Source organism: Arcicella sp. GW822-FHT02H01 (genome assembly GCF_058802005.1).
Genome location: NZ_JBXANT010000001.1, coordinates 4,549,588 through 4,574,142 on the forward strand (window position 1 = coordinate 4,549,588; position 24,555 = coordinate 4,574,142).

General features: G+C 35.1%; 29 protein-coding genes. All 29 read left to right on the forward strand.

From position 1 onward, the window contains the following. Nucleotides 1-3 precede the first annotated feature (3 nt). The 29 genes from AC1RNE_RS18965 to AC1RNE_RS19105 all read left to right on the forward strand — a co-directional run bounded on the left by AC1RNE_RS18965 (nucleotide 4) and on the right by AC1RNE_RS19105 (nucleotide 24,555). Nucleotides 4-240, forward strand: a complete 237-nt coding sequence (locus tag AC1RNE_RS18965) for a hypothetical protein (protein WP_492803108.1) — start codon at nucleotides 4-6, stop codon at nucleotides 238-240. A gap of 5 nt (nucleotides 241-245) precedes the next feature. Continuing rightward, on the forward strand, nucleotides 246-734 hold the full coding sequence (locus AC1RNE_RS18970) for a hypothetical protein (RefSeq protein WP_492803109.1): 489 nt from the start codon (nucleotides 246-248) through the stop codon (nucleotides 732-734). Further along, nucleotides 662-1,264: a hypothetical protein gene (locus AC1RNE_RS18975; protein WP_492803111.1), complete on the forward strand. Its 603-nt coding sequence runs from the start codon at nucleotides 662-664 to the stop codon at nucleotides 1,262-1,264. The genes AC1RNE_RS18970 and AC1RNE_RS18975 overlap by 73 nt, the downstream gene beginning before the upstream one ends. Next, complete coding sequence (locus AC1RNE_RS18980; RefSeq protein WP_492803113.1) at nucleotides 1,254-1,607, forward strand: hypothetical protein; 354 nt, start codon at nucleotides 1,254-1,256, stop codon at nucleotides 1,605-1,607. The genes AC1RNE_RS18975 and AC1RNE_RS18980 overlap by 11 nt, the downstream gene beginning before the upstream one ends. Nucleotides 1,608-1,609: 2 nt before the next feature. Further along, the gene (locus tag AC1RNE_RS18985; RefSeq protein WP_492803115.1) at nucleotides 1,610-1,750 is read left to right on the forward strand and encodes a hypothetical protein; all 141 of its coding nucleotides are present in this window, start codon (nucleotides 1,610-1,612) and stop codon (nucleotides 1,748-1,750) included. Between the two features lies 1 nt (nucleotide 1,751). Next, complete coding sequence (locus AC1RNE_RS18990; protein ID WP_492803116.1) at nucleotides 1,752-2,420, forward strand: transglycosylase SLT domain-containing protein; 669 nt, start codon at nucleotides 1,752-1,754, stop codon at nucleotides 2,418-2,420. Next, complete coding sequence (locus tag AC1RNE_RS18995; protein ID WP_492803118.1) at nucleotides 2,402-2,839, forward strand: hypothetical protein; 438 nt, start codon at nucleotides 2,402-2,404, stop codon at nucleotides 2,837-2,839. The genes AC1RNE_RS18990 and AC1RNE_RS18995 overlap by 19 nt, the downstream gene beginning before the upstream one ends. Before the next feature lie 63 nt (nucleotides 2,840-2,902). Further along, a complete protein-coding gene (locus AC1RNE_RS19000; RefSeq protein WP_492803120.1) occupies nucleotides 2,903-3,817 on the forward strand; it encodes a hypothetical protein in 915 nt (304 codons plus the stop codon). Then, nucleotides 3,817-4,299: a hypothetical protein gene (locus AC1RNE_RS19005; RefSeq protein WP_492803122.1), complete on the forward strand. Its 483-nt coding sequence runs from the start codon at nucleotides 3,817-3,819 to the stop codon at nucleotides 4,297-4,299. Before AC1RNE_RS19000 ends, AC1RNE_RS19005 begins: the two co-directional genes overlap by 1 nt. Nucleotides 4,300-4,304: 5 nt before the next feature. Next, a complete protein-coding gene (locus tag AC1RNE_RS19010) occupies nucleotides 4,305-4,889 on the forward strand; it encodes a hypothetical protein (RefSeq protein WP_492803124.1) in 585 nt (194 codons plus the stop codon). Beyond that, nucleotides 4,889-5,695, forward strand: coding sequence for a hypothetical protein (locus AC1RNE_RS19015; RefSeq protein ID WP_492803126.1), 807 nt, complete (start codon nucleotides 4,889-4,891; stop codon nucleotides 5,693-5,695). The genes AC1RNE_RS19010 and AC1RNE_RS19015 overlap by 1 nt, the downstream gene beginning before the upstream one ends. Further along, nucleotides 5,695-6,345, forward strand: a complete 651-nt coding sequence (locus tag AC1RNE_RS19020; protein ID WP_492803127.1) for a hypothetical protein — start codon at nucleotides 5,695-5,697, stop codon at nucleotides 6,343-6,345. The genes AC1RNE_RS19015 and AC1RNE_RS19020 overlap by 1 nt, the downstream gene beginning before the upstream one ends. Then, on the forward strand, nucleotides 6,332-6,901 hold the full coding sequence (locus AC1RNE_RS19025; protein ID WP_492803129.1) for a hypothetical protein: 570 nt from the start codon (nucleotides 6,332-6,334) through the stop codon (nucleotides 6,899-6,901). Before AC1RNE_RS19020 ends, AC1RNE_RS19025 begins: the two co-directional genes overlap by 14 nt. Next, nucleotides 6,901-7,239, forward strand: a complete 339-nt coding sequence (locus tag AC1RNE_RS19030; protein WP_492803131.1) for a hypothetical protein — start codon at nucleotides 6,901-6,903, stop codon at nucleotides 7,237-7,239. The genes AC1RNE_RS19025 and AC1RNE_RS19030 overlap by 1 nt, the downstream gene beginning before the upstream one ends. A 4-nt stretch (nucleotides 7,240-7,243) precedes the next feature. Beyond that, a complete protein-coding gene (locus AC1RNE_RS19035; protein ID WP_492803133.1) occupies nucleotides 7,244-8,107 on the forward strand; it encodes a hypothetical protein in 864 nt (287 codons plus the stop codon). A gap of 2 nt (nucleotides 8,108-8,109) precedes the next feature. Further along, the gene (locus AC1RNE_RS19040) at nucleotides 8,110-9,663 is read left to right on the forward strand and encodes a hypothetical protein (protein ID WP_492803135.1); all 1,554 of its coding nucleotides are present in this window, start codon (nucleotides 8,110-8,112) and stop codon (nucleotides 9,661-9,663) included. 17 nt (nucleotides 9,664-9,680) lie between these two features. Beyond that, the gene (locus tag AC1RNE_RS19045; protein ID WP_492803137.1) at nucleotides 9,681-10,076 is read left to right on the forward strand and encodes a hypothetical protein; all 396 of its coding nucleotides are present in this window, start codon (nucleotides 9,681-9,683) and stop codon (nucleotides 10,074-10,076) included. Between the two features lie 51 nt (nucleotides 10,077-10,127). Continuing rightward, nucleotides 10,128-10,637, forward strand: coding sequence for a hypothetical protein (locus AC1RNE_RS19050; protein WP_492803139.1), 510 nt, complete (start codon nucleotides 10,128-10,130; stop codon nucleotides 10,635-10,637). Beyond that, entirely contained in the window at nucleotides 10,637-11,179 is a 543-nt protein-coding gene (locus AC1RNE_RS19055) for a DUF5675 family protein (protein ID WP_492803140.1), read from the forward strand. The genes AC1RNE_RS19050 and AC1RNE_RS19055 overlap by 1 nt, the downstream gene beginning before the upstream one ends. After that, on the forward strand, nucleotides 11,172-12,767 hold the full coding sequence (locus tag AC1RNE_RS19060; protein WP_492803142.1) for a transglutaminase-like domain-containing protein: 1,596 nt from the start codon (nucleotides 11,172-11,174) through the stop codon (nucleotides 12,765-12,767). Before AC1RNE_RS19055 ends, AC1RNE_RS19060 begins: the two co-directional genes overlap by 8 nt. A gap of 1 nt (nucleotide 12,768) precedes the next feature. Continuing rightward, nucleotides 12,769-13,548 carry a hypothetical protein gene (locus AC1RNE_RS19065; protein ID WP_492803143.1) on the forward strand — a complete coding sequence of 260 codons (780 nt, stop codon included), beginning with the start codon at nucleotides 12,769-12,771 and terminating at the stop codon, nucleotides 13,546-13,548. Then, complete coding sequence (locus AC1RNE_RS19070) at nucleotides 13,545-14,543, forward strand: hypothetical protein (protein ID WP_492803145.1); 999 nt, start codon at nucleotides 13,545-13,547, stop codon at nucleotides 14,541-14,543. The genes AC1RNE_RS19065 and AC1RNE_RS19070 overlap by 4 nt, the downstream gene beginning before the upstream one ends. Further along, on the forward strand, nucleotides 14,543-19,057 hold the full coding sequence (locus AC1RNE_RS19075; protein ID WP_492803147.1) for a strawberry notch-like NTP hydrolase domain-containing protein: 4,515 nt from the start codon (nucleotides 14,543-14,545) through the stop codon (nucleotides 19,055-19,057). The genes AC1RNE_RS19070 and AC1RNE_RS19075 overlap by 1 nt, the downstream gene beginning before the upstream one ends. A 19-nt stretch (nucleotides 19,058-19,076) precedes the next feature. After that, nucleotides 19,077-19,553 (forward strand): DNA N-6-adenine-methyltransferase, encoded by a 477-nt coding sequence (locus AC1RNE_RS19080; protein WP_492803149.1) that lies wholly within the window; start codon nucleotides 19,077-19,079, stop codon nucleotides 19,551-19,553. A 10-nt stretch (nucleotides 19,554-19,563) separates the two neighbouring features. After that, the gene (locus tag AC1RNE_RS19085) at nucleotides 19,564-19,851 is read left to right on the forward strand and encodes a hypothetical protein (protein ID WP_492803151.1); all 288 of its coding nucleotides are present in this window, start codon (nucleotides 19,564-19,566) and stop codon (nucleotides 19,849-19,851) included. 11 nt (nucleotides 19,852-19,862) lie between these two features. Next, nucleotides 19,863-20,555, forward strand: a complete 693-nt coding sequence (locus AC1RNE_RS19090; protein WP_492803153.1) for a hypothetical protein — start codon at nucleotides 19,863-19,865, stop codon at nucleotides 20,553-20,555. Nucleotides 20,556-20,577: 22 nt separating this feature from the next. Further along, a complete protein-coding gene (locus AC1RNE_RS19095; protein WP_492803155.1) occupies nucleotides 20,578-20,805 on the forward strand; it encodes a hypothetical protein in 228 nt (75 codons plus the stop codon). A 330-nt stretch (nucleotides 20,806-21,135) separates the two neighbouring features. Beyond that, the gene (locus AC1RNE_RS19100) at nucleotides 21,136-23,448 is read left to right on the forward strand and encodes an ATP-binding protein (protein ID WP_492803157.1); all 2,313 of its coding nucleotides are present in this window, start codon (nucleotides 21,136-21,138) and stop codon (nucleotides 23,446-23,448) included. A 3-nt stretch (nucleotides 23,449-23,451) separates the two neighbouring features. Beyond that, a complete protein-coding gene (locus AC1RNE_RS19105; protein WP_492803159.1) occupies nucleotides 23,452-24,555 on the forward strand; it encodes a hypothetical protein in 1,104 nt (367 codons plus the stop codon).

Consider the following 24,555-nt stretch of genomic DNA (forward strand, 5'->3'; position numbering starts at 1 on the left):
AAAATGGCAAACGTACTAGAAAATATATTAGGAGCACTTAACTCCGAAACACTCAATAACTTTATTTCAGGCAAAGCCAAGCCTGAAATCAATGTAAATACTAATGTGAGTATGGAAACAGAAACGATCAAAACGATGGGATTATACATCTTTTTAGCGTTCTCAGGTTCATTTCTGATATTAGCATTTTTAATGTATTGGGTCATTAAATGGGCATTAATTAGTTATAAAAATTATTAGGACACATGAAAAATCAAGATAAGATTAAAAACGCACAAGAGAACCTTGAACTAGCCAAAAGGGAATTAGCTATCGCTTTAGGTACAGACAATGAGGATAGCCAAGTCAAACTAGATGATTTTAGAAGTGGCTCAAAAACAAAAATGATTTCTTTTTTTGCTTTGATTGGCTTATGCATCACTTGCATCTATTGCTATTTAAACGAAGCTATTCTAGCCATGTATCCTGATGCAGGGGTTCATGCCTTGGTAACGATTCACAAAGTGTTTGCGGTGATACTGTTCCTGTCTTTCATAGAAATTTGGCTAGCTATTACCGAAAAGCTAAAGGATAATTATCTATCTAGGTATGGAGACAGCAAACAGTTTTTACAGATTGATAAAATACAAGATTTTTATAATGCTAAACCAGAAACAAGACTATGGTTAAGATTCGCATACTTTGCCTTACGCTTTTTTTGTGCCATCACCTTGGCTTCGGGCAATCTGATTTAGATTCAACTAGGAACTTCAGAGCTATCCAGAAAAAAGTAATACTAGCTCAGCTAAACGTTAGGGAGGAAACAGGGCATAATGATGGCTATCAAATAGACTTATATCGTGCCTCAGTGGCAAAGTGGCTAAACGAAATGAAGCCAAAGCCTGCTTGGTGTGCCTGCTTTTATTATTTTCTGTTTTATTCAGTTAATACTAAATTAACGATACGCTCACCGAGGGCAAGAGAATATTTTTCTGATAAGCTAGGCAGTTATAATCCAAATGTAAGGATAGAGCGACCTCCTGCGTATGGATGGCCAGTAGGTTATAAGTTTGGCAAGAACGCAGAGATTAGGCACATCGGATTTGTCTATGAGTGGAATCCAGACCCCAAAGTGCTAATGTGCCGAATATTAGAAGGAAATACATCAAGCAAAGGTGTAACAGGAATAGATAGAGAGGGGGATGGCGTTTATATCAAATGGCGACCTAAATCTTCAATCTACCGATGTACACCATTAAAAAGTTTAATAAACAATGGGAAATAGCATTAATGATTTTCTTTCGGTATATATAGCAATTGTCAGTAGTGGCTTTGTAGGACTCGTAGTATATGTTTTTACTTCTCATTCCAACACAACTACCAAGCGTATCGATTCTAGGTCAAAGGAAAGTGAAGAACACTCACTTGAGATTTCAAATATTAAAATTACGCTCAAGGGTTTTGAACAAAAATTGATTTCCCTTGAAAAAGGTCAATCACAATTAGAGAAAGGTCAGGAAAAGAACGAACTCCTTATTAATGAGAAATTTGATAGACTTGAAGGTAAAATTGATAAGATTACAGATAAGCTAATTCCCTCCAATTCTTTTTCTAAAAAATCTGACTGACCATGGAGGAAAACAAAGTAACACCCAAAATGGAGTACTGGGGCTGGGTGCTTTCCTTAATTGCCACTATTATTACCATCATCTGGATTGGCTATAATGCGACGAAAGAGTACAAGAGAAGACACAAAATAAAGCTCTCATAATATGCTAGTATATCTTGATAAATTGCCCATAGGCATCAATAGGACTGAGTTTGAAGCTAAGGTTAGACAAATCTGTAAGGATAGAAAAATCATCAATCCAAATTGGTTAATGATTATCATGTATGCAGAGTCCAACTTAAAGCTAGTAACCAATTCAATTGGAGCCTATGGTTTTATCCAGATTACTCCTGGAACAGCTAAGAACGATTTAGGTATTTCGATAGAACAGTTGAAGTTATTAAGTTGGCAGCGCTATATGGATTATGCCAGTACGTATATTAAAAACCGTATCGCTGAGCAAAAAGGTGTAATCCCTCAAAATGCCTACGAATTGTATGCCTTAATTCATTATCCAGCATCTTATCAAAAGCCAGAGAGTTATGTATTGTATTCAAAAGGTTCAACAGCTTACAATGGTAATAAAGGCTTAGATTATAATAAAGATGGACAGGTAATTAATGCAGAAATTAGGCAATTTATTGATGCTAAATGCCCGCTATTTTTCGACAAAACTACCCTTTTAAAAGCAGAAGATGCTAGTAATTACTACTATCAAAATTATAGAATAGGTGAAATACTCATTGCTTTTGCAAGCACCGTCCTATTCATTTTTATCATGTTTAAAATCTTTCAACAATCAATTGTAAAACGATGGAAATTTTCGGTTTAGGCAAAAAAAGAACTTATAAATTTAAAAAAGGTGATTCGGTTGAATACCAAGGAGCCATTAAAAAGTACCAAGGCAAAGTGTTTAAAGTGTTGTCAACTGATTATGATGCTTCAATTGGTAATCATTACAATGTAAAAGGTAGTGACGGGAAAGTTCATGTTTTCACTGAAAAAGTCATGAAGAAACATACCAAAAAAGGACTTGGAGAAACTGTAGGTTTAGGTGATGGCTTAGGCAAAGGACAAAACTATACTATTCAACAAGTTGATGAAATCGCCAAACAAATTCAGCATGATAGTGGAGTAAAGAAAAGAGTAACAGTCAAGCACTACAATATTTCCCATAAAGAAGCCAAAAAGATGGCCTTTGAAAAGGTGAAAACCATGTCAAAGAAGGTTATCCTTAAATCCGTAAAATAAATACATTACAGCTAATAAATCCTTTGCTTTTGCCAAGGATTTATTCCTATTTTTATTACGCACATGAAAGCAACTAAGTATATTTTAATCTTTGTTTTATTCATTTTTCTGCTGTTTGGAGGTTATTATTTTCTAAATTATAATCCTCAGCAAGTAAAGACAAAATTGGATTTAGCAAGCTATGAGCCAAATGCTAGTTATCAGGCACAATTTGAGGAAAGAGACTTAAACTTTGCCAGCAAAGCCATCAGGTATAAAAACGCTAATGGTGATATACTATTCTCCTTCACAGAAAGCTCAGTACCTAGCGATGCGACCAAGCTATCATTTTATCCCATGACAGCCTTGTCCTCAACGAGTAAATGGACATTAGCCAATCGAGAGAAAAACAGAGAACGGATTAAAAATCTTTGGGATACCTATGGTTCAATCATCCAAGAAGCATCTGAAGTGCATAGAATACCCTCTCATATTATTCTGGGCATTTTATCCGTGGAGCATGATGATTCTGTGAGTGTTAAACAAGCAGCCGCTAGTTCTTCAGGTATTTATTTAGGGTTGGGTCAAATTGCCTTAAAAACTGCCAAAGACAGTGTTCTACGCTATCCAACAATTGGCTGGATAACCAAATCACAATTAAAGCCCTTCTTAGACAAAGGACTCATTAAGAACAACGAAATCATTTTAACCAAAAAAGACCTACTAAAGCCAGACGTTAACATCCATGCAGTAGGGGCAACCCTATCAGGTTTAGCCTTCAAATTTGGTTTTATTAATACCTATCGTTGGATTTTTGCCTACAACAGAGGAGAAGGAAGAATGTTAAACGATGGCACACAGGATTTAAAAATGGATGAGCTAGTCAAATATTACAGGAAAATACCTGCTCATGCCGTTGGAGCCAATTACATCACCAATGTGCTTGGCCCAAATGGTTCAGTCGACATCATTTTCAACGATTTAAAAATAGAGGGCTGATGTATATACTCTTTGAACACTACAAAAACATTGACAATTACTTTAAACAAAGGATGATGTTACTAGGGGGCAAAGGTGACTGGGTACATTGCGAATTAGTGTTTGATGAGGTCAGTAATGTAAGGGCTTCTTCTTGGGGAAGTATGGGAATGGACTTTGAACCATGGGAAAACATTAAAAAGCCACAGTACTTTGAATTGTATCCATTGCCCTCTCAAAACTGGAAACAGGTGTATGATTTTATGCAATCTTACCGAGGTAGTCCTTATGATAAAATTGGCGTATTGGGCATGGTGTATGGACTAGCATTTCAATACAAAGAAGGCAAGTTTTGTTCTGAGATATGCTACGAAGCCCTTCAGCTAAGTAATACCTTACAACTACCTATCGTCAGACCCTCATCCGTAAGCCCCATGATGTTAAGAAGATACCTAATCAATGCAGGTCTAAAACCAGTATCATCAACTGTACTCAATAAATAACCAATATGGCAACAGTAGGACAAAAACTATATGTGAATCAGGATGTAGATTCAGTGGAATATTATGATGCTCCAAGCATTAGCTCAAGGAGTTATTGGGCGGGTTATGGTGCTTATTTAGGAGAAGTAACCAAAGAGAAAGTAGCAGGCGTTTCGGATAATAATACCTTTATGGAAGTGGAGAAAGACGGAGATAAGTTCTATGTTATCTTTAATACCAAAGACTTTTATCTTTCGGATACAGCAGTTACTAACACCTCAACAGGTACTACAACAACGAATACTACCACCAAGAAAAGTTTTTTAGACAAAGCCTTAGATTTATCTAAATCATTGTTTGGCTTTTTAGGTAAAGCAAAAACATCGGGAGTAGGTACAACTACATCCACGAATGTTGAGAAAAATTCATCAGGTACATCAGATGAAGGCAGTACACCAGACCCCGAACAATCAACCAATCCAGTGCTTGATTTTTTGAAGAAAAATTGGTTTTGGTTTTTACCCAGTATTATTTTGATACCTTTTCTGATTTACCTAGCCATCAAAAAGTTAAGTAAACCAAAGATAACCACTTTAAATAACCCGATGTAATGGCTGAAATGATTAAACGGAAAATAGCCTACATTGATACGACAGGCAATGTAAGCTATGAGCGACTAAAAGAAATTGCCGCAGCAGCACAAACGCAAATTAACCGTGATGTGGCTCCGCATTGGGGATATGAAGCTACTGTCAATGCTTACAGGTATGTAGAAGATATTCCAAGCGACTTCTGGCCAGTCTCCATTGTGAATGCTATTCCTGAAAGAACAGGCATTAATGGAACACACTCTTTTACGGGTACTGGAGATACTAGAAAACCTTATGGGAAAGTAATTTATCAAAACTGGACGAACTTCGATTTTACCGAAAGTAGATTTACCAAGGTAATGCTTGAAGAGACGATTGAGATGGGTAATAATCCATTTTTAGAAAATCGTATTCAAGGACAGGATCCACAGTATGCCGATAAGACAGTTACTTTTTTAGTGGAACTGGGCGACCCCACGAACCGACTAGACATAGGGTATTACATCAATGATGTGTTTGTACCTAACTTTATTTATCCATCATATTTTAATGCCATCCACGTCGAAGGGACTAAATATGACCATTTGGGTTTAATCACTAGACCCTATAGCATTGAAGATGGAGGTTATCAAATCTTTCAACGGGCCCAGCAGTGGTATAATGCCCTGAAGATAAAAGGCAAGTTATATTTTGTAAAACAGGGAGATGCTTTGCCTGAAACAGCCAATCAGGACAATCCACTTATTTACTGGGTGATTGGCATTTTGTATGCAATAATCATCCTGATAGTACTCTTTAAAAACTTCTTTCAAAAAAATAAAAGATAATGGCAGCAATTACCAAAGACACCGAATGTTATGCTAAATTACCTGGTGAAACCAGAATTTATGAAACAACCGATTTTCCACAAACCAAACATTTTGTACAATCATTTTATGGGGATGATGATGGGGCTGCAACACCAAGAACTGATATGATTTATCATATAGGTGATTTATTTGGTACTGCTATGGGAGAAGTTGTCGTCGATCATGGAGAGGAATATCAATTAATCAGTGGAGATGTTACGGTTAGAGACGTTGGTTCACCAATTTTTATGTTTAGGGGTGCTGGTACCTATCGCACTGAAAAAAGACCTTTATATGTAAAGTCTTCAGATATTTCAATTGATAAGCAACTTGCAGGAGAACAAAAATATCAGCGAGAAAACAAAGATAAAATTGCAAAGGAGTTAGAAGTTAAGAAGAAACAAGATTTAATAGATTCATTATCTAACAATAATTCTTCTCCTCAAACAGGCAATCAAGCTGGAACAGGAACAGGCTTAAATATTACTTCAATCATTGTAATAGTGTTTTCCTTCCTAGGGTTGATTATTGGAGGCGTTCTTTGGTGGAAGGGTAAACAAAATAAGAAGGCACAAAGTATTCAGAACACCAATACACCCTTAAACAATACTAGCAATGGGTCTATTTAATAAATCAAGTAATAGTACAACTTCAGCAAACACTGAAACAACTGGCACTACAACTCCTACTACTGCTACTAAAACCCCTGAAACGGCAGATTCGACAGAAAGTCAATCTACTGGTAGTTTTTTAGATGTCATAACAGGAATATTTGGAGGAAGTACGAGTTCTGGGTCTAGTCGAGCGAATACTGGTTCAGGTGACCCTGTGACGAGTATTGTATCCAGTATTTCGAATGTAGCTTCAGCTTGGATAAATGGAGATGCGAAAAAAGAAGTCGCAAAGCTTCAAATCGAAGCCAATAAGTTGACCGCTGAAGCAGAAGCCAGTAAAGCAGACCAAGCATTATATGCAGCACTCAAGGCAAAAGCTGACACTAAAACCAATGAGGCAACGCAGTTAGCCAACCGTGTAAAATCTGAGAATATAACCAATTGGCTGATTGTCGGTTCAGTATTGCTGTTAGCATTTGGCATATTGTATTTAGTATTTAAAGCAGTTTTTGGATGGACTAGGAGTACAAGCAAGCAAGGAAATCCAAATGCTTCTAACCAACCAATGTAATGGTATCTTTTGACCCTATATCGTTAGTCGTAGAAGGTATTTCACAGCTCGCTATTTTTTTCATTGATGATCATACCAAAAATCAACTAGAAGAAAGTAAGAAGAAAGCTGAAATGTATGCTCAGCAAGCTGAAGAGAGTAAGGAGGATGCCATATTATACCAATTATACACTCAAAAAGCCAAGAAGCAACAAGAGCAAACAAACTTATTAACCAAGCAAGCCATCAAGCAAAATGCCAGTATCGTATATACACTATGGTTGGTGTTTTTGCTGGCAATGCTCGTGCTTTTTTTAGCCTTTAAAATGGCTTTTGGATGGTTTAAAAAATCAGTATAAAACAATGAATAAGAGAAATATCATCATTTTTATCATCGGTATTGTGACAGTACTAGGAGGTTTTTTCTGGTTTTTTTATCAATACCTGAAGAAAAACATCAACACTAATTCACCGCAAACAGGGAATATCGCTCAAGTTTCAGATAGTGGATTATCTGAAAAAGTACAATCATTGGACTCTGAACTAAATTCAATTGAAGATAGGATAGAGGGTTTAGAAGGTCTTTCGGATGAAGTGTTAGGAGAAAAAGTGCAGCAGTTAGATGCCACTTTGGATGCCATAGAAGAGAGACTAGATGATTTAGAATATGTTCCAATGGCTATTACTGCGTTTACTAACGATGTGAATACTATTGAAAAAGGAAGTACCATTACTAGTATCACGTTTAATTATACCACCAATAAAGTTCCTACCAATTTAAGTATCAACACTGGAATTGGTACTGTAAATGGAACAACAGTTACTAAAGCTGTTAATATTTCCAATAACACCATCTTTGAGTTAACAGCCACGGATGGCAAGACCACCGTAAAAGCTACTACAGCAATCAACTTAATCAATAGAATTTTCTGGGGAGTTCTTGATGCGAGTACTCAACCCACTAATGAAAAGGTTATTTCACTACCCAATAGCGTGTTGAGTGGCAGCAGAGTAAGAAATTTTACACTTGCTGGACAAAGTAAGTATCCTGCTTACTGTTATCCTTCAAGTCTAGGAGTTGCAAACTATAAGGTTGGAGGGTTTGCTTACAATGCCTTTAACAGATTTACGATGAATGTGACCAATGCTAGTGGTTTCACAGAATCGTATTTTGTTGATGTCTTTACACAAAATCAATCAGGAACAATTACGATAGAAATTTCATAAAAATGGCTATAAACACAAAAGGAACAAAAATTCCAGCCCGATTAGCTTCGGATGACGAGTTTCCCTACATAGAAGATACCGACCAGCTTGGAGGCTTCCAGATAGTTGCTACCATTGCTGACAGGAATAATATTTTACAAAGCAAAAGGAAACCCTGTATGCAAGTTTATGTACAAGCAACGAATCTTATCTACGAGCTTTCAATAGACTTAACAACATGGAGCGAAGGAAAAAGACTAACAAGTAATGATTATACCAATACAGAAAAGACACTTCTTTCTAGCTTCAATGCTTCAAATGTAATCGATAAGCATTTTTTCGATAAAAGTTTTTGTGTTTCAGATTTCCGTAAAGAAATATATGCACATCAGGCTTATTGTGTAACGGTAGGACAATATCTCTACACGGTATATATGTGCAATGAAGGAGGTTATGATGCTAATGGTAATTTTGTAGGTACAGCAGAGGGTGAAAAATACCAAATCATCAGAATGTCAAAAACGCATCTAATTGATAACCGTGATATTACTTTCTTCACTGTTGCGACAGAAACATCTAGTTGGCCAGATAATAATTTAACGCTTAAGTTTAGACCACAAAGTCAAAATATTTTAGTCATTGATGCTAATACGATACGTGTCTTCTTTATTGCACTGACAAATTTTGGTTTTAGCACTTTATGCTACATAGATTTTAATGTAAGCACAGCCACGTTTGGTAATGCCAATAGGTGCAGAATGTTTTTTAAAGGCAGTAATGTATGGCAATACGCTGACCTGCCATTAATTTATGACCATTTCGCTTGGGTGCTGGCAGGAAGACCTGCTGCTGATGTTAGCTACCCTAGTAACCCCATTAACTATACGGTACAGGATATATACATAGGAGACTTTTTTAGAGCATTCAATAATGCCATATTTTGTATAATGACAGTGGGTTCTGGAATTGATAAAAACATTGGTTCAATTTTCATGAAAACTGTGGACAATGGAGCGAATTGGCAATTATTTTGTTGCTTTAATCCAATGCTCTTGCCCGGTACAAATGGTGTTGATAAGAAAAGTCTTTGGGAAGGGACAATTAATGAAACACCAACCGATTATGTAGTATTACATAGAGGTTCTCCACAGACAACACCCGCCAACCCAGCGGCAGGTACTTGGAGGTGTGTCATTCCGAAAAATGATTTATTCACGACTAGTTTGCCTACCAAAATTTCTGACTTGAATAATGAAAAGATGCATATGTTCAAGGCAAACAACAAATATTATTTGATACTTCGTGAAGATGACCGATACCAAGGACCCAACTATACAGTACGAACGCTTCACGGTATTTATCTCTGCAATGCAGACTTTTCAACACTCACTAGAGTTCTGGGTGTGGCAAATAGCAATGGAGCACATACGTTTGGTTCAACGATTTTTGGTGATTTAGTTCCTTTGGTGTACTCAACTAGTGATTTAAGATTAGCACAGATTAGAAATGGCGTTCCAAGCTGGCAGAATACAAGTAATATCAGATGTTTACTGATGTCTTTTGCAAATCTTTTTTAAACTTTAAAGCCAAAAAAATGGAAAACGTAATCGTAGTCAATCCACAAGCTGTAAAAGCAAATTATTCGGTGCAAGTTATGGCTAAAGACCTGTATGTGTTAGGATGGGATTTTGAGAGTAGTATTCAGAATATAGTGGATACACAAGGGATTCCTTATAATTATGCCAAAATACGAGTACTATCCCGTTCCGTTAGGTTGTATTTTGAAACCAATCAGGAGGGACAAATTGAATTCTTCTGGTATTTTGCCATCGATGAGGCGGTGCGTAATAATACAGGGTTTGCGAATCCACCTATTGAAGACCTACTGACTTTAGTGAATAACGGATTGTATTTATTGAACTCAATCGTTGATTATTCGGAAGATGCACAAGGTCAATATTGTAGTTTTTTAATAGCTGTAACTAGCTAAAAACCTTGACCAAGTTAAAGGTTATTCTGCCATTCTTTAAGTGATATTAAGATGAAAAAAGTCCTCTTGTTTTTTACTATTATACTGATTCTACTAGGATGCGTAACCGAGAAGAAAGCTCGGTTACGTGCCATTGATTTTTATAGGGAACACCCATCTGAATTAGCTCAGACCTGTGCGGATAAGTTCCCCATCAATGCTCAGTACATTCAAGGAATTACGATTACTCGAAAAGATTCAATTATTCAGCGAGGAATTGTATTGAATTGTCCCGAAGCAATCAACCCAACTACCAAATTATCTTACATTCCGAAGGTAAACTGTCCAGACCAAAAGATTATCTATATCAATCAAGTTCGTGTAGATACGTTTAAGATAGAGAACAATGCTCGTGTTGAGCAATATCGATTAGAGAAAGAACAAGCGAGCAATCTTTTAGCAGCTTCCAATTCATCTTATGAGCGTGAAAAGAAATTATCACAACAACGGCTTTATTTAATCATTATTCTTGCAGTGTTACTGTTCTTGGCACTATTTCTTAGGCTCAAACAACTATTTTAATGAAATTAACCCTCAAGAGAATCATAAAAACGGACAAAAGCACCATTGGCGAACTGTACGTCGATGGCTCATTTGAATGTTATACCTTAGAGGATACTGATAGAAATCTAAGTAGTTTAATGAGCCTTGAGCAAATTAAAGCTATCAAGGTTTATGGTAAAACTGCTATCCCACGAGGTACTTATCAGCTAGTAGTTCAACAATCGACCTCTAATGGGAAACGCTATTTTTATTTAAAAGACGTAAAAGGTTACTCTGGAGTACGTATCGAATGGGGCAATACGCAGATGGATACGCTTGGTTGCATTTTGGTTGGAACTATCTACGATATAAATAAAGTCAGCAATTCGGTAGTTGCTTATAATGCTCTTGTCAAAAAGATGAATCTTACCAAAGGACATACCATTACCATCATGGATGATACTGAGGCTGTTTCTAATACATTTAGGGTTGTTTTAGCAGGAACAATTGTCTTGATTACTTTCCTATTCAGAAGCACCATTATTGATTTTTTTAAAAAACGATTCAACCAACATGGATAATTATTTTTGCAAACCAACAAGCAAAGACTACCTCAAAAAGCCTGTAGCGATTCATACAGAAGATACGTTCAATGATATTTGTAAAATGTATATTCCAAATGCTGTCAAGCAAACAGCTAAGATTGCACCCACTTTAAGGAATAAGAAAAGCACCGCAATTACCGCAAAAAATATCTTTGATTTTGTCAAGACGTATATCAAGTATCGTGCGGATAAAAAAGGCTTTGAAGAAATCAAATTACCCAACAAACTTTGGGCAGATAAAAAAGGAGATTGTGAAGATTTTACTATTTTTTGTTCATCAATTTTGTGTAATTTGCGAGTAAATCACATCGTTAGGATGGCTGATTATGGCAAAGGATGGCAACATATCTATGTTGTAGTAGGCAAAACCGTATTAGACCCTGTACAAGACACATTCAATTTTGAGGACAAAGGGAAATATCTTGACTATAAATTCGATTTTGAAGGATTAGGTAAATTACCTGTAAGCCTTTTCTCCGCTCGTGAAAAGTTTATCATGGAGCTTTGGAAAAGCTTCCAAAAAGATGGGGTAGTTTATCATAAACAAACAGAGACCAACACCTTGCCTACGGTAAATGTTGAAAGCTTAGTGGGGTATTTGAAAGACAAACTGGGCGTAATCGCTACTTATTTACCTGCCGAAGAAAAAGAAGTCAGATTTGGAGGAAGAACCGATACCGTAAAATTTGCAGAACGGATTAGGGTCAACTTAGAGAATACAACGGTCACTTTTGACCCTACAACCATCTCTCTTTTAGTGATTAAAATTGCAGGGAACGAAGCCTTAAAACCGCTAAAGACAGAGAAAACAGCAGGTTTTCAGCCCGATAATGCTGAATTCATGAATCTTTTTAAAGATTTTATCAAAAAGAATGATGGTATTGCTGATGTCATATTTACGGGTGTAAATTTCTCTGAAAATGGTATTGCTGCAACCAATACGTATTCTTTTTTATACTTTAAAGCGGATACAGATTTTAGAGGTACTTACACACTTGATGGGAAACCAATCAACTCTAATAAGGAATTTGTAGATTATCTATCATTTATTCGGAGTAATAATGGCTCTAGAGTAAAGATAACACCTACTATAAAAGAGTTTGATACTTTTTTTCAGTCAGCCATGAAGCTTTCAAATTATGGTGATAAAACATCCAAACCAATCATTCTTAGGTCGAGTGTAAAGCCTTATGAATTTGAAATTAATACTGAAAACGTAGCTTATGATGTTAAAAAGAAGGAATTAGTCGTTCAGGAGTTTAAGACAAAATTAGTTTCCAAAACATCCTTTGAACCCTTCATCGTATTTATAGAAGGCAATTTTTTTAAGCATATTTTAAAGTTGTTAGGCAAACTACAGGTCAAAGCATTTACACTGAGTATTTCAACAATGACCGAGCGAGTAAGACCAATTATCTTACAATGTGATACGAAGTATGGCGAATTAATTTATTTGCTTCAGCCAATGAACCGCATTGATAACACTAAAATGACGATACTAAAACAAGAAAGTGATTTTAGGAAATTACTTATTTTATACCAACAAGCACTACAACATATCTAACATGGGCTATACAGGTAGTAAATACAATTCGAGACTAACTTCTTCCGAAGTAACAAAATTAGTCAAACAAGATATTCAAAATAAATATCCTACTATTGATATTTCTGTCACCAAAAGTAGATATTCGGGCGGTTGGTCATTGAGGTTAGAAATAAAAGATTGTGGTTTTAATCCTTACGAAGAGGGTTATGATGGGTGGGAATCTAATTGGTATGAAAAACATCCAGATAGAAAAAGCATCTTCAATGAAAAAGCTCAAGCATTAATTAAAAGTTGTAAAGTTATCATAGCAGAGTATAATTATGATAATTCAGATGTGTCGACAGATTATTTTGATGTTGGCTTTTACAGTACTGTAGAGCTAGTTGAATGGAGCCATCTTTTATTGTATTTGAAGGAATCCAAGATGGCAGATTTTTATAAAAGGAACAATCCTGAATATGTCAACTGGGCTATCAAGCGAATTTCAACCAAGAAAAATGTTTCAATAGCGGTCAATAATGATAACAAAAGTGATTTGAAAAATCATGAGTTTATGGTGATTCATGATATCCGTAAAAATGTAATTAATGTCTCTTTTTCTCAAACCCCTGCTAAAACCAAAAAATCAATTGAATGGTTAGCAGCAAAAGGTTTTGAAAAGGGTAGCTATGAACCGATATGGTTCATAAAATACAACCCAACACTATTGGAAGAAGTACTTAAATATTTCAATCTCAGAAGGGCTCATAATTGGAAACTAAATCTTTTGTGGTTTGAAGAACAACTCAAAAAAGTATGAATTGGAAAGAAGTGCTATTAGGGTTTAAAGAACGATTAGCCAATATCTCTACAAAAAAATCCTACCTTGAAAGTATCACTGAGCGGTTTTTGCAAGGAGATAAACTGAATAAAATTTCGCTAGAAAAAGAAGCCAAGAAATTCGGAATTACCAATGTCAGAGAGGTAAAAGAACAAACAGAATATGCCTTGGTAAATATTTATCGAAACTTGGCCCATGATGAGACTAAAACAATTGAAGGACGTTTTAAATCGATCATTGATTTTTATAAGCGACAAGTAAATTTATCCTTACGAACCAGTACCTCAGTTTTATTGCAACAATACAGTACTGCTGCACCAATAGCATATTTGATGGGGCTGTATTGTGCGATTGACAAACCCCTTAAAAGTAGTTTGTATTTTGAGCCATCCGCAGGGAATGGATTACTTACGATTGCAGGTTATGCAGAGAATTTTGAAGTCAATGAACTAGATGATATTCGAGTAACTAATCTTCAAAGAGATAGCTACAAAAGCATCACTCACAAGGATTCATCCAAACTTGATTTCTTTAGAGACAAAGTCAAGAAATATGATGCCATCATCACCAATCCACCCTTTGGAGCTTTAGAAAAGTATGAGTACCAAACCTTTGATGGCTATACCATAAAAGACCTTGACCATGTAATGGCAATACTCGCATTATCAGCGATGAAGGATACTGGTAAAGCAGCTATCATCATTGGTGGACATACAAACTATGATGAAGTAGGAAGAATACAAGCAGGGAAAAACCGCATATTCCTAAATTACTTATACAGTCATTATCATGTCGAAGATGTCATTAACATCAACGGAGATTTATACAGCAGAATGGGTACTTCTTTCAACATTCGATTGATTCTAATCAACGGTCGTAAAAGTACAGTATCAGGATTCGCACCACTCAAAGCCGAAACACAATCAACACAAATAAATACATTTCAAGAACTATATCAAAGAATAATCTTTTAATGAAAAAATCAATTTTGTTCAACGGTTTAGGAGTACCATACACTCCATTGAGTCATTCAAAATCCTTACAAGTTGACACTCCAGATTCAATGGGTGGAGAAACAACCAAAGCCTTAAAAAATCTTAAATCAACCATTGGTGACGTTGATGATTTTTTGTGTAAAAAGTTACAGTACACTAGTAAAAGCAGTTTATACAACGCCTTTGCTGCCGAACAAATTGATGCCATTGCCTTAGCCATCTATAATATCGAATACCGAAATCAGGGACTAATCATCGGTGACCAAACAGGCGTAGGAAAAGGACGTGTTGCAGCGGGTTTAATTCGTTATGCCATTGCTCAAGGAATCCTACCCATATTCATTACAGAAAAGCCAAACTTATTCAGTGATATTTACCGAGATTTAATTGATATTGGTTTAGAGGATGCCTCGCAACCTTTAAAGATTAAGCAAAACGAAACCAAAAAGCTTATCAAATACAAATCTTACTCAAGTCTTAGTGAGGAAGAAAAGATTGAGTATGGAAGCGAACAAGACTATAAATTATTCCAGGAACAAAATCCTTATGAAGTAGTTGTTGGCTACACCGAAAACAAAAACCGTGACCTTACCAAAGGTAGTCATGTAGTCCCCTATATTTTAAATGCACGTGCTAGTGCATCCGATGTCAAGGATACAGAAGGAAATATTTTGTATCAAGCAGCTGACTCCATTTTGCAAAAGCAGGTACTCGAAAAAATGAAACTACCTGCTGGTTATGACTTTGTCATGCTAACGTATTCACAAATACAAAATGGGAATTCGGTAGTAGCGGGAGCATTACAACTATCACCCAAAGCAACATTTCTAAAAAAACTAGCAGAGAATAATTTAGTGATTTTAGATGAATCACATAACGCTTCGGGCGAGAGTATCAGAGGGATGGCTTTGCAAATCGTTTTAAAGAATGCCTATGTAGCTTTCTTATCAGCAACCTTTGCCAAGCGACCAGATAATATGCCTATTTACGCTTCAAAAACGGAAATTTCAGAAGCTAATCTTACTTCTACGGAGCTTTCAGAAGCAATTCTAAAAGGTGGAGTAGCCTTACAGGAAATTGTATCATCGCAACTCGTAAGTCAAGGCCAGATGATTAGACGAGAGCGAAGTTTTGAAGGCATAGAAGTAAACTACATTACCCTTGAGGAAAACGGAGGCAATGAAGTAAAAGTCAAAGATAAGTTTGAAAAGATGTATCAAGACTTTTACTGTACATTGGAGAATTCCAAGGCAGATAAAAAGAAATCTGATGCGGTGACAGAAGTAATCCGAGCCATCATTGATTTTCAGGAAATGTACATCATGCCAGAAGTAAAGGCACTTGATAAAATAGCCGCTAAAGAGCAAGGAGAAGTTGAAATTAGACGAGGAACAAAAGGAGCTGGCGTTGACAGTACACCTTACTTTTCAAAATTGTTCAATGTGTTCAATCAATTGCTATTTGCCATTAAAGCAGAGGCGGTAGCCGATAGGGCCATCATGAGGCTAAAACAGGGAAAGAAACCTGTTATTGCTTTTTCAAGTACGATGGGCAGTTTTATAGAATCGATTGCTAACGAATCAGGTGGAGAGGATTTTGAGGAAAATAGTTTAATCAATGCAGATTTTACAACAGTTTTACTCAAAGGCTTAAAAGGCGTATTAAGATATACGGTCATTCGTGCAGATGGTGAAAGAGAACACAGATCCTTTGACATCAATCAATTTTCCGAAGAAGCTATTTCGACCTATAAGTTTATTGAAAACATGATTAAGACCACCTCTTCAGGTGTTGTGTTATCACCCATCGATTTGGTGAAGATGCGGATTGAGAACGCAGGATACAAAGTGGCTGAGGTAACAGGTAGAAAATTAGCTGTTGAATTGGAGCAAAAGGCACTCTCTCATTCAGAAGCCGCTAAATTAATGCGAACTGGAGGGGATAATTTTAACAATGGGTTAACAGTCATACCAGACATCGTTAAAAAGTTTATGCCGGGCTTTCAACAAAAGATAGTAAGTAGCTCAGATGAGTTTATTGATATTGTGAAGCAGCTTGAGAAGCAAATAAAGGCTATTCCCAACATAGGGCATTATTCAGCAGCTTTTAGAAAGGCAAAAGATAAAGCGAATTGGGTAAATCCACAGGAAGTGGTAGTGGCTCATCTGCATTATTTTTATGCTGGTTCAGATTGGTATATTGCTGAATTTGATGGTAAAGATAGATTGTATGGATATGCCGTATTGAATGGAGATACTGAAAATGCAGAGTTTGGATACGTTTCCCTAAAGGAACTCACATCGACAGTTACCAACAATCGTTATGGCGGAATTGAATTAGATTTTCATTGGACACCACAAACTATCAGAAAAGCACTAGATGAGCCAGATAGAGGATTGGGTAAAAGAAAAAACGAAATCAAAAACAAAAGCAAAAGAGGGCTAGGAAAAGTTGAAGCCCCAACTTTACGTTGGTTAGGTAGAATCGTCAAGCGACCTAAAGAAAATGCGACGGATGCTTTTCGCAGATTCAACGACAACGAAGTTGATGTGTTGATGATTAATCAAAGTGGTTCTACGGGTGCTTCAGCTCATGCGATTCCAACCAAGAAAGTACCTGCAAACCAAGTAAAACAGCGTGTGATGATTGTATTACAGTCGGAGTTAGACATTAATACAGAAGTTCAAAAGCTTGGAAGAATAAAAAGGACTGGTGAAATCTTGAAGCCTATCTATGATTATGTGACGAGTTCAATTCCAGCCGAAAAGCGATTAATGATGATGCTTCAAAAGAAGCTAAAATCACTCGATGCCAATACAGCTAGTAATCAAAGAAACTCAGAATCCATCCTAAAGTCAGCCGACTTTCTCAATAAATATGGTGATGAAGTAGTAGCACAGTATTTAGAAGAAAATAAAACGATTAACACAAGAATTGGTTCTCCCTTAAATAAAATTGACACTGATAAAGCTGTACCTGAAAATGCAGCTCAGAAAGTTACTGGTAGAATCGCCTTGTTGAAATGTGCTGACCAAGATAAATTCTATAATGAAGTACTAGACCTTTACAGAACAGCCATTGAAATAAAGCTTGAGTCGGGGGATTATGACTTAGAAGTGCAAGTAGTCGATTTACAAGCCAATACGATTGACAAAAAAGTACTAGTTCAAGGAAAAGGAGGTAAATCACCTTTCAGCACATCAACTTTTGTAGAAAGATGCGATGTAAGGGAAATCAAAAAGCCTTACACGGTAGATGAGCTTGAGAAAATTATCAAAAGAGAACTGGGAGATAATAGTCCAGAAGGCTATGCTGAGGCATTATCCAATACTTGCAAAACAAAACTACTTCAAATAAAAGACCAACGGGTAAAGGACATTCAGCAGCAGTATAGCGATAGAAGAGAAAAACTACCCAATAGAAAGGACATCAAAAAAATCGAAGATGCAGCAATTAAAGCCTCAGCGATTGAAGTTGCATTAAATACACTGAATACCGAAGAGCAAAAGGATATCGATACTGAAACAGTTAACGTCCAAAAGCAAATCAATTACTTTAATGATAATATTTTCAGGTTTTTTAAAATAGGGATGGTTATCCAACTTCCAGACATTGAGTCAGCTCCACATCGAGGGAATACCCTTGGTATTTTTACAGGTTTTCAAATCAATGAAAAGAAAGATAATCCGTTTACACCTGGCAACATCAAATTGAAGTTTGCGATTGCTTCAGGGAAAAGAAGTAGGACATACAATTTATCGGGAGAAGGGTTAAAATGGGTTAATGGGATAAAATCCATTTCAAGAAGCCCTTCATTCGTCAACATCAACAATTCCTTTGACAGATGGAAAGAAGCATCTAAACAGAATTATTCGGAAAGGACTACTCGCTACATTTTGACAGGTAATTTACTGCAAGCTTTTGGTAGTCCTTTGATTGCAGAGTACAAATTAAAGTTGATTGAATACACGACCATTACGGGAGAAATAAGGAAAGGTATTTTGATGCCTGAGTACTATGATGCTGGCAAAAATAGTAATGGTAGTTCAGAAAGTTCGGTGGCTATTCCAATTGGCAATGCCTTGCAGGTGATTAGAGGTGTTTACAGAAATACCATATTAACGACCAGTATTGGCATGACTATCCAAAAGATGTCGGATTACTATTTATTCCTTTTACCAATCAAAAGTAAAATGAGTGAAATCTATTTAGATGCTTCGTTGAGGAATCTAGCCATAGACAGAGAATTTATCAAACAAGGTAGTGCCTTTAAGGCAAAGGTTGTTGATAGCAATCTCCCTAAATTCTTAGAAATGCTACAACAGAATTATAGCCTATCGCTAGTAGTGACCGAGCGAAACTTAAAAATGACTGGGTATGAATTTGAAGATAGTAGTTCAACTGAAAGCACCGATGCTAAAAAGCCATTGCCTAGGAAAATTACTTTTAAGAACGAGATTTTAGCTTTTAAGCTCAAGTTGACACAACTCTAGTATCCCAATCAATTATCAGATGAATACTTCTTTTGAAAGAACAAAGCAAAATGAAGATTGGCTAACGCCACCTTATATTATTAAAGCTCTAGGCAGTTTTGACCTTGACCGATGCAGTCCCATCAAACGGCCGTGGGACACAGCAAAAAAGCATTATACCAAAAAGCAAGATGGATTAAAGCAAGATTGGCAAGGCAGAGTTTGGTGCAATCCACCTTACGGGTCTGAAACTTCCAAATGGCTTGAAAAATGTGCAAAGCACAAAAATGTAATTGCCTTAACTTTTGCCAGAACAGAAACCAAGATGTTTTTTGAATCGGTCTGGAGTAAAGCTTATGCAGTACTATTCATCAAAGGACGATTAAGTTTTTATACACTAAAAGGATTAGAAGGCGATAGTGCGGGTTCTCCATCAGTATTAATTGCATTCAATAGAAGAAATGCCACAGCTCTTAAAAATTGTGGAATAGAAGGAAAGTTTATTCAACTAAAATAGAAAACAGAAAATGATTTCAGCCAGTAATTACATTCAGCAATCTTCAAAAATTCCTTTTGATTCATTGCCACCTGTCTTAAAAGACTTTGATAAAGTTTACAGACCCAACTTCAATGAGGCAAATGATGACCCTAATTTATCGATTGTCATATCGCTTTATTATCAAAAGCTGAATGCTTATGTCACCAAGGAGCAACCAGTGCAAACCGTAAAATCGGATAATTCGGCAGCTAAACTAAAATATAAATATCGTCTAAGATTGCAGTTGCAGGAAGAGGCAAGATTGTCAATAAAATAATCTTAATTAAAATGAAAGAAAACATCGCATTCATCAAACAATTTGATGCCAACAACTTGTCAAGATTAGACAAAGTATCTCAAGAGAATTATCGACTTCTTAAGGAAGATACCGAAAACTTTACTGACTTTTCAATTTTTGAAGTTGTACCAGACGCAGAGGCAACGCTTGCATCTTGGGTTAAAACGGTAAAGGGAACCATTAAAGAGGTTGAACCTCCTAAATCTTTACCTATAAAAGCTGAAAAGAAAGAAAGTAAGGTTTCAGCTCTTAGAAAAACTACTCAGAAAAAGGAAGTAGCTAAACCTGAAAAGGTAGCATCAGAAAAGCCTAGTGAGAAGTCGGATAAAAATGAACTGTTAAAACAAACGCTTAGAGATGAAATCAAGCAAATGTTGGAACAGCTAAGGAGTAATTCAAAGTTCGAAAAGAAAATTGCTTCAGAACTAACTAAATACCTTCAAAAAAATCAGATAGGTTTAGGAGCCTCTAAGGATGATGAGTTAACTAAACTAAAAGCTAAGCATAAGTTTTACAAAAAGCTTTTGGCAGGTGATACAGCAGACTTTAAAGCAATTGCCAAACGTGTTGGTTTATCATACACAATTACAACGCCTAGGAAAAAGAAAGGATTGTCTGGAGTTACGAAACCTAAGAAGGAAAAAACTTTAGGACAAAAAATATCAAGTTTCTTCGGATTTTAAAACAACAACTATTATAATAACAATGGGAACAATATTAAATCTTTTCAACATAAAAGCGACCTATAATAGATGGAAAGCAAAACAGCTTGTTTATTCAGGCTCTAAATGTCAAATTGTAATTGAGAACCTTGAAATTAAGGGAATTACTTATAGTCAGCAAGACCCACCAAGTCCAGAGGAGAGTAAGAATTTACTTAATAAATCTGTTCGAGAAATGACAACTCAAGTATTAGAAGAGTTTGGGTTTTGATGGTTTTTGCGTTTCATTATCTTAAATTGGTTACCTCTACCTTGCAAAGCATTGTAGAGGTTTTTAATCATAATAATACTTTATGAGAAATGTATTTAACTTTTTGGGAGAATAAAAATTAATCTTTTCTCCAACTCAGTGAAGATAAAAATCTATACCTTTACACGATATGAGTCTTTATTAAAAATAAAATTAATAGATTGAAAGGTTTAATTCCAATCAAAAATTTAGAAATAAATGTATTAGATAAAAATTTGATAAGAACTAAAAACTATCTTAAAAGAAAAAAGTCGAGATAATGCACTTAATCAATAATAATGAACTCTAATCATGGATAATTCAAATAAATTGTTAGAGCTAAAACGTAGATTAGCAGAAGAAGCTCAAAAGGACAGCTCTGATACTAATCTTATTATTACTTTATCTAATGAAATCGCTCGTTTAGACGATAATGAAGTTCGATTTTCGGTTGATGCTGGTATAATAAATAGGCTAGGTAAGGAACTTGTAGGTAAGCACGAAACAGCTGTTTCTGAGTTAGTTAAAAACTCATATGATGCTGATGCAACAGAAGTTAATCTGATTTTTGAGAATGCATGGAATTCTGGAGGAATATTAATTATTGATGATAATGGACATGGGATGAATAAGGAACAACTTCTCAATGGTTTTATGCGTTTGTCATCCTCCGATAAAATACATAATCCCATTTCAAATAAATATAAAAGACAAAGAGCTGGTAAAAAAGGAATAGGAAGATTTGCAACTCAACGGCTAGGTGATAAACTTACAATTATTACTCAAACAGAAACCTCTCAGGAAGCTCTTAAAATTATAATTAATTGGGAAGAATTTCAAACAGATAGAGATTTACTTACGATATCTAGTAGAATTGAATTTATTTCTAAGCAAAAAGAAGAAGGTACAACTTTAATAATTGAAGGACTTAGAGAAGGATGGTCTGATGCAATGATTAAAAGAGTTTATAGATATACATCTGAACTTCTACAACCTTTTCCTTTGGCAAAGAAGAAAAAAGAAAATAAATCTTCTTATGATTTAGGGTTTAAGAGTAATTATTTTAGGAAAAATGAAGATGAATTAATACCAATAATAGACGAGGAAAAAGCAATTTTTCAACATGCGCTAGCAGAAATTGAAGGCTATGTATTAGATGATGGTCAAGGTTGTTGGGCATTAAAAAGTGACAAGTTAAACTTTCCTCAAGAAGTATATGCTATAGGTAATAACGACAAGAATAAAGAAGATATTAGTACACCTTTTAATTTAATTAAACGAGTGCATTTTAAAGCATATTACTTTGTATTTGATTCTTCTCTTTTTGCTCCGGGAACATTTACTTTTATTCGTGATTTAGGATATGAAAAGGGGGGCATAAAATTATATAGAAATGGTTTTCGAGTATTGCCCTATGGAGAACAAGGTGATGATTGGTTAGGACTAGATAAATCTAATAATAGAAATATTATTTTGGCTCAACATCCTAATAGAAACTTTTTTGGTTTCGTTGAACTTGAAGATAAAAGTGGAGATTTTGAAGAAACTTCTAGTAGGGAAGGTTTAATTGAAAATGAGTATTTAAAAGAATTGGTAAACTTTGTTTATCGTTCAATAACAAGTGCTGTCATGAAGGTTTCAGAATTGAGGGGAAGAAAAGTAACAGCATCTCAAAAAGGATTTACCAAAAGAGAAGAAGATCCTTCAGAAAAAGTAGACAGAAGTCTTGAAAAAATTCAGGAATTTTTTGAATCAGAAGAAGATTCAAGTGAGCTAAAAAGTAATCACTCTTCAAATTATGAGAAAAAGGAAAGAGCTAAACAAATTTTTGATGAACTACGACGAGCAAGAGATGAAGAAAAGCAGAAAACTCTCTCTTTAATTGATGAAAATAATATGCTAAGGATATTAGCAGGTTTAGGTCTCGTAATTGGAGAATTTGTACACGAAGTTCAAAGATTTTTACCAGGGTTTGATGCTGATATAAAATTTCTTAAAAAGGCAGTAAAAGAATATAAAGAAATCTATGAGCGCACTGAATTATTAGAAATAAATGTTAAATCTTTTACTGCATATACTTCCTATTTTGATAAAGCTATATCAAGAAATGTGCACAGAGAACTAGAGCCAATAGAATTAAGAGATGTTGTAAGAAGCTTTGAAACTGTAATAAAAAATGATCTAAAAAGAGCTGACATACAGTTTACTCCACCTTTATTTGATGGATATGATTTGTTTACAGTCCCTATGCATCCATCTGAATGGGCGTCTATTTTATTTAACTTGTATACAAATTCAAAAAAGGCAATAAAAAGAGCTAAATCTAAAGGAGAAATTTTTATTAAATGTGGAAGAGATGAAAATATTGTTTTTTTGGAATTTTCAGATAATGGAGATGGAGTAAATAAAGAAAATGAGGAAATTATTTTTAATGCATTTTACACTACTTCTACTGTAGCAAATCACACCGCGGATGATGCAACATCACTTACTGGAACTGGTTTAGGGTTAAAAATTGTAAAAGATATCATAGAATTTTATAATGGAGAGATATATGTGACAACTCCATATGAAAATTATAAGACAACAATTAAAATTGAAATTCCTAAAAATAAGATAAAATAAAATATGGATACTCCAAAATACATATACATTGATGATGAAAACGATACGTCAATTAAATCTTTGATAAATGGATTTAATGATACTAATTCGATAAAAGTTGAAAGAGTGCCAATCGAAAGAGGTATGGACTTTTCTATATTGAAAAAATTAATTATCAATAAAATTGAAAAAGAAGATTTTAGTGGTCTTTTAATTGATTTAAGGTTAGATGGAGAAGGGCCAGATAGATTAGAATATAGTGCTATATCATTAAGTTCTGAATTAAGAACATTAAGTGCAAGAAAAGAAATTTCCTCTTTTCCAATAGTATTATGTTCAACAATAGATAAGATAAAAGAAACTTATAAATCTGATAAAACAAGTCATGATTTATTCGATTATACATTTAAGAAAGCCGAAGCACCCAATTACGAAAAATTTTCTTCGAAACTATGTTCGTTAGCTAGAGGATACAAATATTTGATTTCTAGAGACTTTAGTTTAGAAGAAATTTATAATCGTCCAGATTTAAATAGTCTTGATCAACGAATATTTGAACGTTTTTTCAATCAAGACATAATTGTGCCCTATGATTATGCACACTTTGCTGTAAAAACACTTTTTCATTGTACCAATCCCTTAATTAAAGAAACAACACTAGCTGCAAGATTAGGAATCGATATCTCGAAAAGTTGTGATTCTTGGAGACTACTTCTAAATAAGTTTGAAAAATGCAAATATTCTGGACTATTTTCTGATGGTTGGAATAGGTGGTGGGCAGATAGTCTGAATATTGAACTAAAAGAAATTTCGGGTAAAAATTTCTCATTTTTAAAAGCACAGGAGCGAGTGAAAATATTGTCTGATGCTTTTGAAATAGATAATTTATTTCCTGCTATACCAATTCCGAATAATACCAGCAGTGAATTTTGGACTATATGTGAAGCTTTAAAATTACCTCTTGATCCGTTAGAAGGTGTGAAAATAAAATTATCACACGAACTAAAACCATGGCAAGAACCAAAATATATGTCATTGTATGCTGTAGTTGAAAGATTAGGTATTGAAAAAGGTATAGAACCTCATTATACAGAATTGGAAAGAGTTGAAGAATTCAAAAAAGGTTAG

What these genes read in the sequence shown, in the direction of transcription:
- AC1RNE_RS18965 (WP_492803108.1), top strand. Translation starts at nt 4, where the DNA reads ATGGCAAACGTACTAGAAAATATATTAGGAGCACTTAACTCCGAAACA.
- AC1RNE_RS18970 (WP_492803109.1), top strand. Translation starts at nt 246, where the DNA reads ATGAAAAATCAAGATAAGATTAAAAACGCACAAGAGAACCTTGAACTA.
- AC1RNE_RS18975 (WP_492803111.1), top strand. Translation starts at nt 662, where the DNA reads ATGGTTAAGATTCGCATACTTTGCCTTACGCTTTTTTTGTGCCATCAC.
- AC1RNE_RS18980 (WP_492803113.1), top strand. Translation starts at nt 1,254, where the DNA reads ATGGGAAATAGCATTAATGATTTTCTTTCGGTATATATAGCAATTGTC.
- AC1RNE_RS18985 (WP_492803115.1), top strand. Translation starts at nt 1,610, where the DNA reads ATGGAGGAAAACAAAGTAACACCCAAAATGGAGTACTGGGGCTGGGTG.
- AC1RNE_RS18990 (WP_492803116.1), top strand. Translation starts at nt 1,752, where the DNA reads ATGCTAGTATATCTTGATAAATTGCCCATAGGCATCAATAGGACTGAG.
- AC1RNE_RS18995 (WP_492803118.1), top strand. Translation starts at nt 2,402, where the DNA reads ATGGAAATTTTCGGTTTAGGCAAAAAAAGAACTTATAAATTTAAAAAA.
- AC1RNE_RS19000 (WP_492803120.1), top strand. Translation starts at nt 2,903, where the DNA reads ATGAAAGCAACTAAGTATATTTTAATCTTTGTTTTATTCATTTTTCTG.
- AC1RNE_RS19005 (WP_492803122.1), top strand. Translation starts at nt 3,817, where the DNA reads ATGTATATACTCTTTGAACACTACAAAAACATTGACAATTACTTTAAA.
- AC1RNE_RS19010 (WP_492803124.1), top strand. Translation starts at nt 4,305, where the DNA reads ATGGCAACAGTAGGACAAAAACTATATGTGAATCAGGATGTAGATTCA.
- AC1RNE_RS19015 (WP_492803126.1), top strand. Translation starts at nt 4,889, where the DNA reads ATGGCTGAAATGATTAAACGGAAAATAGCCTACATTGATACGACAGGC.
- AC1RNE_RS19020 (WP_492803127.1), top strand. Translation starts at nt 5,695, where the DNA reads ATGGCAGCAATTACCAAAGACACCGAATGTTATGCTAAATTACCTGGT.
- AC1RNE_RS19025 (WP_492803129.1), top strand. Translation starts at nt 6,332, where the DNA reads ATGGGTCTATTTAATAAATCAAGTAATAGTACAACTTCAGCAAACACT.
- AC1RNE_RS19030 (WP_492803131.1), top strand. Translation starts at nt 6,901, where the DNA reads ATGGTATCTTTTGACCCTATATCGTTAGTCGTAGAAGGTATTTCACAG.
- AC1RNE_RS19035 (WP_492803133.1), top strand. Translation starts at nt 7,244, where the DNA reads ATGAATAAGAGAAATATCATCATTTTTATCATCGGTATTGTGACAGTA.
- AC1RNE_RS19040 (WP_492803135.1), top strand. Translation starts at nt 8,110, where the DNA reads ATGGCTATAAACACAAAAGGAACAAAAATTCCAGCCCGATTAGCTTCG.
- AC1RNE_RS19045 (WP_492803137.1), top strand. Translation starts at nt 9,681, where the DNA reads ATGGAAAACGTAATCGTAGTCAATCCACAAGCTGTAAAAGCAAATTAT.
- AC1RNE_RS19050 (WP_492803139.1), top strand. Translation starts at nt 10,128, where the DNA reads ATGAAAAAAGTCCTCTTGTTTTTTACTATTATACTGATTCTACTAGGA.
- AC1RNE_RS19055 (WP_492803140.1), top strand. Translation starts at nt 10,637, where the DNA reads ATGAAATTAACCCTCAAGAGAATCATAAAAACGGACAAAAGCACCATT.
- AC1RNE_RS19060 (WP_492803142.1), top strand. Translation starts at nt 11,172, where the DNA reads ATGGATAATTATTTTTGCAAACCAACAAGCAAAGACTACCTCAAAAAG.
- AC1RNE_RS19065 (WP_492803143.1), top strand. Translation starts at nt 12,769, where the DNA reads ATGGGCTATACAGGTAGTAAATACAATTCGAGACTAACTTCTTCCGAA.
- AC1RNE_RS19070 (WP_492803145.1), top strand. Translation starts at nt 13,545, where the DNA reads ATGAATTGGAAAGAAGTGCTATTAGGGTTTAAAGAACGATTAGCCAAT.
- AC1RNE_RS19075 (WP_492803147.1), top strand. Translation starts at nt 14,543, where the DNA reads ATGAAAAAATCAATTTTGTTCAACGGTTTAGGAGTACCATACACTCCA.
- AC1RNE_RS19080 (WP_492803149.1), top strand. Translation starts at nt 19,077, where the DNA reads ATGAATACTTCTTTTGAAAGAACAAAGCAAAATGAAGATTGGCTAACG.
- AC1RNE_RS19085 (WP_492803151.1), top strand. Translation starts at nt 19,564, where the DNA reads ATGATTTCAGCCAGTAATTACATTCAGCAATCTTCAAAAATTCCTTTT.
- AC1RNE_RS19090 (WP_492803153.1), top strand. Translation starts at nt 19,863, where the DNA reads ATGAAAGAAAACATCGCATTCATCAAACAATTTGATGCCAACAACTTG.
- AC1RNE_RS19095 (WP_492803155.1), top strand. Translation starts at nt 20,578, where the DNA reads ATGGGAACAATATTAAATCTTTTCAACATAAAAGCGACCTATAATAGA.
- AC1RNE_RS19100 (WP_492803157.1), top strand. Translation starts at nt 21,136, where the DNA reads ATGGATAATTCAAATAAATTGTTAGAGCTAAAACGTAGATTAGCAGAA.
- AC1RNE_RS19105 (WP_492803159.1), top strand. Translation starts at nt 23,452, where the DNA reads ATGGATACTCCAAAATACATATACATTGATGATGAAAACGATACGTCA.